This is a genomic window from Pseudonocardia bannensis (assembly GCF_012911875.1).
Lineage (GTDB): Bacteria > Actinomycetota > Actinomycetes > Mycobacteriales > Pseudonocardiaceae > Pseudonocardia > Pseudonocardia bannensis.
This window is the reverse complement of sequence record NZ_JAAXKZ010000075.1, coordinates 21,656-29,292: the sequence shown is the minus strand read 5'-3', so window position 1 is coordinate 29,292 and position 7,637 is coordinate 21,656. Positions and strand designations below refer to the sequence as shown.

The window sequence follows — 7,637 nt, the reverse complement described above, 5'->3', positions numbered from 1 at the left end:
CGGCTAGCCGGTCCGGGTGGCCGACGGCCGGTTGGAACCAGGGTTGCCAGGACAATACGTGCCGTGGACCCGAACGCCGCTCCCACTTCCGTGCTCCCGCCGGCCGGCACCCCGACGCTGCTGATGCCTGCGTTGCAGGCCGACTTCGTCGAGCAGGCCTGGGTGGACCGCTGCCGCGCCGAGCTCGGCGACGCGCTGACGGTAGCCGAGGTGGACGCCGGGCACATGCTCTTCCTGGAGCGGACGGCCGAGGTCGCGAAGCACGTCCGCGAGTTCGTCGTCGGCTGAGGACCGCCGGCCCGGATGGATCCTGGATGCCATGGATGACGAGACGGTCGAGCGGGTCCGCGACGTCGTCGCCGCGATCCCGCCCGGGCAGACCCTGAGCTACGGCGAGGTGGCGGCGCGAGCGGGCCTGCGCTCGGCCCGGCTGGTCGGCCGGATCCTCGCCGAGGACGGGCACGACCTGCCCTGGCACCGGGTGCTGCGGGCCGACGGCACCTGCGCGCCGCACATCGCCGCCGAGCAGTCCGCGCGGCTGCGGGCCGAGGGGGTGCTGCTGGTCGACGGCCGGCTGCCGCCGGAGCTCAGGCGCGGCCGGTCCTGACGAACGGCGTCCCCACCCCACCACAGCCACCCAGGAACATCCCCCGCCTGCAACCCGGCTGCCCGGCCCGGCCACGCGCAGCTCGTCGATGCCACGCGCGCCCGGGTCCGCGCGTGGTGGCCGGTCGACCCCGACGCACCGTGTTGATCAGGTGGCCGGCGAGCCCGCCGGCCGTCCGGAGGGGTCCGGGCGGCCCGGCGCCGACGGCGGCGATGCCCCGGATCACGAAGCCGGACGCGTCCGAGCGACCGCCGTGCGCCACGAGCGCCGGGGCGGCCCCGTCACAGGCGGTCCCCGTGCACGCCGTGCCCGCCCACCGGCTCCGGCCCGGCCGGATCCAGCGCCAGCCGGTATCCCTGCTTCACCACCGTCTGGACCAGCGCGGCCGCGCCCAGGGCGGCGCGCAGCCGCGTCATCGCCGTCTCCACCGCGTGCTCGTCGCCGTCGCCACCGGGCAGCGCGCCCAGCAGCTCGGCCCGCGACACCACCTGTCCCGGCCGCCGGGCCAGCACCCGCAGCAGTTCCATCCCGGCCGGCGGGACCGCGCGCAGCTCTCCGTCGACGAGGACCGCGTGCCCGCGCAGTTCGAGGCGGTGACCGGCGACGGGCAGCCGGCGCGCGAGGGCCGGGGCCTCGGCCTCCAGGAACCGCACCATCGCTCCGAGCCGGGAGCGCTGCGGCTGCAGGGTCGGCACGTCGACGGCCTCCAGTGGCGCCGCGGTCACCGGCCCCACGCACAACACCAGCACCGGGCCCCGCAGCGCCGTGAGCAGCCGTTCGCGCACTCCCCGCTCGGCGGCCCGCGCCAGCATGCTCACGGCGGCGGGCGCGCTGGTGAACGTGAGGATGTCGACCCCACCGGTCAGAACGCCGTCGGTGAGCCGGTCCAGGGGGCCGAGGTCGGCCGGCGGCACCCAGCGGTACACCGGCACCTCGACGACCTCGGCGCCGGCCTGGGTGAGCGCCTCCACGACGTCCGGCAACGGGTCCCCGTGCAGCTGCACGGCGATCCGCCGTCCCTCGACCCCGGCCTCGAGCAGGTGGTCGAGCACCTCGGCCGACGACTCCGACGGCGGCGACCACGCGTCGGTCAGCCCGGCCGCCCGGATGGCGCCGCGCGCCTTGGGGCCCCGGGCCAGCAGCGTGCCCCGGCCGAGCGCGCCGAGCAGGTCCTCGCCCATCCCCCAGCCCTCGGCGGCCTCGATCCAGCCGCGGAACCCGATCCCGGTGGTGGCGACCGTGACGTCCGGCGGATCGGCCACCAGGGCGCGGGTGCTCTCCAGCAGCTCCGTGTCGTCGGCCAGCGGCACGATGCGCAGTGCCGGGCCGTGCTGCACGGCCGCGCCGCGGCGCTCGAGCATGGTGCCCAGCTCCTCGGCCCGGCGCGCGGCGGTGACGCCGACGGTGAAGCCGGCCAGCGGGAGCACGGAAGTGGGAGCGGCGTTCGGGTCCACGGCACGTATTGTCCTGGCAACCCTGGTTCCAACCGGCCGTCGGCCACCCGGACCGGCTAGCCGGGCACGGCGGCACCGGATCGCCGGGCACCTGTCGGGACAGCGGGGGTGGAGCAGCCGTGAGCCGGCGGGCTAGAGCCGGCCGACGACCAGGCCTGCGGCCCGCTCCAGGCCGGCCAGCGTGCGCACCGATGCCTCGGGGTGCTGGGCGTGCAGCGCCAGCCGGTACAGCACGGCCCGCAGCAGCGCCTGCGGCCACTCGTCCAGGTGCGCCCAGCGCTCCAGCAGGCCCTCGTCGGCCCCGCCCCAGGCCAACGCGTCGACGACGATCACCGCGGCCGCCCATTCGGCGGGCCGCCAGAACGGGACCAGGTCGAGCACGGCCGGCGCGCCCTCGTCGTCGAACAGCACCGAGCCGAACAGCTCCCCGTGCACCACCTGCGGCACCAGGCGGACCGGACGGCGGTACGCGGCCAGGTCCATGAACAGCGCGCCGCCGGTCGCCGGATCGAGGGTGAGCCTGCGCTCACCGAACGCCGCCGACACCGATCGGGACAGCAGGTCGTCCCGGTCGTCGAGCAGCCGGGGACGCAGCACGCGGGCCGTCGCGACGTGCAGCCTCATCGAGGCGGCGACCACCTCGTCGTGCCGGGGTTCGGCCGTGCCCGGCAGGAACCGGCACGCAGCCCAGCCGGCGACGACCCAGCGCCCGTCGGAGGACCGCAGCGGCCGGGCGAGCCGGACCCCGTCGACCTCCAGGCCGTCGAGCACCCCCGCCGACCACGCGGCCACGGCGTTGTCCGACACCGGGCGGATCAGCGCGTCCCCGCACTGCCACGCCCGCTGACCGGCCCACGCGACCGGCCGCGGCTCCTGGTCCGGCACCCCGAACGCGATCCGGACGTGCTGCGGCAGGGCGTCCGTGACCTCGGGCGCTGCCATGCCGCCCAGGCCGATCGGAGGTGCAGGTGCTGCGGTCACAACCTGGGACGTTACCGCCGCTGTCCGACCGAGCGCGGCTGCCACGCGGGAGCGAGGCCGCTCAGCTCGACGAGGCGGCCGCGGCCATCTCGCTCGCCCAGGAGGACCAGCCGTCCGCAGGGCTCGACGAGTCACCGGACGAGCTCGAGGCGGTGTCCTCGTCGCCCCCGGAGCCGTCGTCGCCGCTCTCCGACGAGGACGGGGAGTCGCCGCCGGAGTCCTCGGTGCTGCTGCTCGGCGACGTGTCGTACCCGACCGTGCCGGCGCCGTTCCCGTCGGAGTCCGAACCGGACCCGGACTCCGCCGCGCGCGCGGCGGCCTCCCGATCGGCCTGCCGCAGCGCGGTCTCGGCGTACGGGGCCGCGTAGCTCGGCGTCATCGCGCGCACCATCGGCCCGGCCACCGAACTCGCGGCACCGCCCGAGCCCGCCGACCGAGGGGCCGGCACCTCCTCCGCGGGCGCCGGGGGCGCGGCGCGCTCCGGAGCCGGTGCGCTCTGGCCCGCGGCCCCGTCCGAGTCGGCACCACCGCGGTTCGCCGGACCGGGCCGCACGGGGCCGTCGCCCCCGGGGAGCACCTCGTCGGCCGTGTCGGCGACCGTCCCCACCGCGGCGGCCGGCTTCCCCACGGGCTCGGCGGCGGCCGCCGCGGCGGGCGGGCCGGGGTTCGCCACCGGCTCCGGGCCGCCACGATCGCCGGTGCGGTCGTCCCCGTCGCCGTCGCCGTCGCCGTCGCCGCCGTCGTCGCCGCCGCTCAGGACGCCGCCGACCGCCCCGGCGACGGCGCCGACCGGGCCCTCGCCCCGTTCACCGCGCCGCTCGGCCGTCTCGTCCCGTGGGCCACGCGGGTCGGGCGGGCCGCTCGTGCCGACCTCCGCGCGCGGCCGGTTGTGCTCCTCGTCGCGGCCGCCGACGGCGTCGGGACGCCGGCTGAGAACCGAATCGCCGGGCTTCGGGCCGCCGTCCGGGTTCGCGGCGAGAGCGAGGACCTCGTTGCTGACCTCGGTGGTGCGGTGGGTGTCGTTCGGCAGGGCCGTGCGGGTGGCGTTCTGCACGCCCTCGGTGAGGCTCTGCAGCTCCTGGCGCCGGGCGTCACGCCGGCGGATCAGCACGTCGCGCTCCTCGTAGAGGGCGGCGATGTCGGCAGCCTGCTCCGGGGAGCGCAGCGCCTCCGGGGGAAGGTCGCGGATCGCCTTCTCGACGGAGGCCAGGTACTGCTCGACGAGCTTGAGATCATCGGCGGACCGCTCGAGCGTCCGATATGCGGCGAGCTGCGATTGCAGGGTCGCCTTGCGGCGCTCCAGCAGGGCCTTGCGGTCCTGCAGCTCGCGCACCGGGGCGGGCGGGGCACCGGCTCGGCGGCTCTGCGGGACCCGGTTCCAGCTCTCCTCGGCCTGCGCGATGGTGTCGAGCTGCCGGTTCACCGAGGACAGCGCGACCTGCGCGCGTGCCGCCCACTGCTCCTCGGTGCGCTCCTCCGGTGCGGCCTGCACCGGCACCGCGGGCGGCGCGACCGGCTCGGATGCGGTGATCGCGTAGCCGCCCACGAGGACCCCGGCGGCACCGAACACCGCCAGCGCGCGGCGCCGGCGCGGCGCCGGCGCGTCCGGCCGAGGGTTGCGGCGCCGCAGCACCGGGCGCCGGCTGGTCCGCGCGGCGGGCGCGGGGGCGGGCACCGGCCTGCCGCGGCCGGCCGGACCGGCGGGAACTCCCGGCCGGGGCATCGGGTCCCCGGGTTCACGCAGCCAGGGCAGGGCGTCGGCGAGCCGGGCGTCGCCGTCGGACTGCACGGAAGCGCGCCGGGCCTGACGTGCCGCGGACCGGTGGGCGGCGGTGCAGTAGCGCCGCTCCGGCCGGCCGGGGATGGCCTCGATCACCACCTCGCAGCCAGGCAGCGCGCACCGTCTCGAGCTCTCGTCCACCACCGCGACCCCCATCGCCCGGGCGACGGCGCGCTCGCCGCTGCACGCCGTCAGGTCACCGTGGCTGCCGCAACCCGTCGCCCCGGCGCCCAAGGACCTTTTCGATCTTTCGGCAGGGAAACGCTACTCGGACGAATCGGGCGCTGTCACTGCTCCAACCGGAGCGGAAACCGCAGGTCAGCGTGACACTCCGTAGACATTCACGAACCGTGATGGTTCGCGTCCGCAGCGCCCCGCAGACGACGGCGCCGCCCACCCCTGAGCGGGGCGGGCGGCGCGGGATCGTGCGTCGCGACGATCAGTACGTCGGCAGCGAGGGGTCGACCTGCTTGGCCCAGGCCAGCACACCACCGCCGACGTGCACGGCGTCACCGAAGCCGGCCTTGTGCAGCGCGGCGAGCGCCTCGGCGGAGCGGCCGCCGGACTTGCAGTGCAGCACGACGGGCTTGTCCTGCGGGATCTCCGACAGCGCCTCTCCGGACAGGATGCGGTCCTTCGGGATCAGCGTGGCACCGGGGATCTTGACGATCTCGTACTCGTGCGGCTCGCGGACGTCGATCAACGCGAAGTCCTTGCCCGCGTCCATCATCTCCTTGAGCTCCACCGCGGTGATCGTGTGACCGGCGGCCGCGGACTGCGCGTCGTCGGACACCACGCCGCAGAACGCGTCGTAGTCGATGAGACCGGTGATCGGCTTCGACTCCGGGTCCTTGCGGATCTTGATCGTCCGGTAGGTCATCTCCAGGGCGTCGTAGACCATCAGCCGGCCCAGCAGCGGCTCGCCGATGCCGGTGATGAGCTTGATCGCCTCGTTCACCATGATCGAGCCGATCGACGCACACAGCACACCCAGGACGCCGCCCTCGGCGCACGACGGCACCATCCCGGGCGGCGGCGGCTCGGGGTAGAGGTCGCGGTAGTTCAGGCCCTGCCCGTTGGGGGCGTCCTCCCAGAACACCGACGCCTGGCCCTCGAACCGGAAGATCGAGCCCCAGACGTAGGGCTTGCCGAGCAGCACCGCGGCGTCGTTCACCAGGTAGCGCGTGGCGAAGTTGTCCGTGCCGTCCAGGATGAGGTCGTAGTCCCGGAAGACGTCGAGGACGTTGGAGCTGTCCAGCCGCGTCTGGTGCAGCCGGACCTCGACGAACGGGTTGACCTCCTTGATGGAGTCCCGCGCCGACTCGGCCTTGGGCCGGTCGATGTCCGACTGACCGTGGATGACCTGGCGGTGCAGGTTCGACTCGTCGACCACGTCGAACTCGACGATGCCGAGCGTGCCCACGCCCGCGGCGGCCAGGTACAGCAGGGCCGGGGAGCCCAGCCCGCCCGCGCCGACGACCAGCACCTTGGCGTTCTTCAGCCGCTTCTGCCCGTTCATCCCGACGTCCGGGATGATCAGGTGACGGCTGTAGCGGGCGACCTCGTCCTTGGTCAGTTCGGCGGCCGGCTCCACGAGCGGCGGTAGCGCCATGTCGATGCTCCTCGAATTGCGTGTGCGTCCGTATCGCGCAACACCGTCGTCAGGCAGGATCTTCCCACTCCCCGCGCTCGACCGCGTCCCACATCCCGGCCACGGCCCTGGCCACCGTCTGCGCCGCCTCGATCTGGGCGATGTGCCCCACTCCGGGCAGCATCAGCAGTTTTCCGCGGCGCAGCGAGCGCACCGTCCGGGTCGCCAGCCGGGGCGAGATGAGCCGGTCCCGGTCACCCCAGACCACGAGTGTGGGAACGCTCACCCGGGCCGCCGTCGCCCACAGTCCGCGGCCGGCCCAGCTGGCGAACATCCCGAGGGCCGTGCGCTCCACCGCTTCGCCCGCCCAGGGTTGCCGGCCGCGGGCGACGATCTCCTCGGCGGCCTCGGCGAGGCGGTGCTCGGGGGCGAGCGAGGGGTCACCGAAGCAGAGCCGCACGACCTGCTCGGCGCGGGCCCGCGGGCTCGCGGCGGCGAGCTGGGCCCGGGCCCGGCGGCCCAGCCCGGGGACCATGGCCAGCGCCATCCGCGGATCCGACATCCGTCGCGGATCGGGGCGGCGGTCGGGCATCGCGGGCGAGACCAGGGTGAGCGTGCGCACCAGCTCCGGACGCCGGGCGGCGACGGTCAGCGCGATCACACCGCCCAGGGAGTTGCCCAGCAGGTGTACGGGGCGGCCCCGGCCGGCCAGGAAGCACAACAGGGCGTCGGCGTGCGCCGCAGGTGAGTAGTCGCGCGAGAGCAGGGGCCGGGACAGCCCGAACCCGGGCAGGTCCACGGCGGTGCCGGCGGCCCGCGGGGCGAGCAACCCGGCCAGATCGGTCCAGTTGGTCGCCGACCCGGACAGCCCGTGCACGAAGACGGCCGGCACGTCGTCGGGGCCCGGGGTCTCGCGGACGTGCAGGGTCACGCCGCCCGCGGTGACCTCGCGGCCGGGCCAGGGCCGCCACCGCTCGTCGAACCGAGCCAGCGACCCCGCGTCGGCCAGCGGCACGGTGCGTGGTTCCGCGGTGACCGAGGAGTGAACGAGACGCAGCGCGGCAAGGGGCACAACATGACGTTTACACCGCTCGGGGAGCTACCGGCCACTGCGGGTAGCGGTCCCCTGCACACCATCAAGTACCCCCCTGGAGTATGTTGGCCGGCGCGGCCGGGGCCGCGATCACCCCCGGGCCGCCAGGGTCAGGAAGTACGACCAGGCGC

General features: G+C 75.5%; 7 protein-coding genes. 2 read left to right on the top strand and 5 right to left on the bottom strand.

Features of this window, described 5'->3' with window-relative positions:
* Window positions 1-63 precede the first annotated feature (63 nt).
* Complete coding sequence (locus HF519_RS19010; RefSeq protein ID WP_169414319.1) at window positions 64-288, top strand: alpha/beta fold hydrolase; 225 nt, start codon at window positions 64-66, stop codon at window positions 286-288.
* Between the two features lie 31 nt (window positions 289-319).
* Entirely contained in the window at window positions 320-607 is a 288-nt protein-coding gene (locus HF519_RS19005; protein ID WP_169414318.1) for an MGMT family protein, read from the top strand.
* Window positions 608-888: 281 nt separating this feature from the next.
* Here the strand turns inward: HF519_RS19005 and HF519_RS19000 are convergent, their stop codons facing one another.
* The 5 genes from HF519_RS19000 to HF519_RS18980 form a co-directional block, all read right to left on the bottom strand.
* On the bottom strand, window positions 889-2,061 hold the full coding sequence (locus tag HF519_RS19000) for a uroporphyrinogen-III synthase (protein ID WP_312860204.1): 1,173 nt from the start codon (window positions 2,059-2,061) through the stop codon (window positions 889-891).
* 132 nt (window positions 2,062-2,193) lie between these two features.
* Window positions 2,194-3,003: a TIGR02569 family protein gene (locus HF519_RS18995; RefSeq protein WP_169414323.1), complete on the bottom strand. Its 810-nt coding sequence runs from the start codon at window positions 3,001-3,003 to the stop codon at window positions 2,194-2,196.
* A gap of 100 nt (window positions 3,004-3,103) precedes the next feature.
* A complete protein-coding gene (locus HF519_RS18990; RefSeq protein WP_169414317.1) occupies window positions 3,104-5,056 on the bottom strand; it encodes a hypothetical protein in 1,953 nt (650 codons plus the stop codon).
* A 205-nt stretch (window positions 5,057-5,261) separates the two neighbouring features.
* Window positions 5,262-6,434 (bottom strand): adenylyltransferase/sulfurtransferase MoeZ, encoded by a 1,173-nt coding sequence (gene moeZ / locus HF519_RS18985; RefSeq protein ID WP_169414316.1) that lies wholly within the window; start codon window positions 6,432-6,434, stop codon window positions 5,262-5,264.
* Window positions 6,435-6,483: 49 nt separating this feature from the next.
* Window positions 6,484-7,485, bottom strand: coding sequence for an alpha/beta fold hydrolase (locus HF519_RS18980; RefSeq protein WP_169414315.1), 1,002 nt, complete (start codon window positions 7,483-7,485; stop codon window positions 6,484-6,486).
* Window positions 7,486-7,637: the final 152 nt, after the last annotated feature.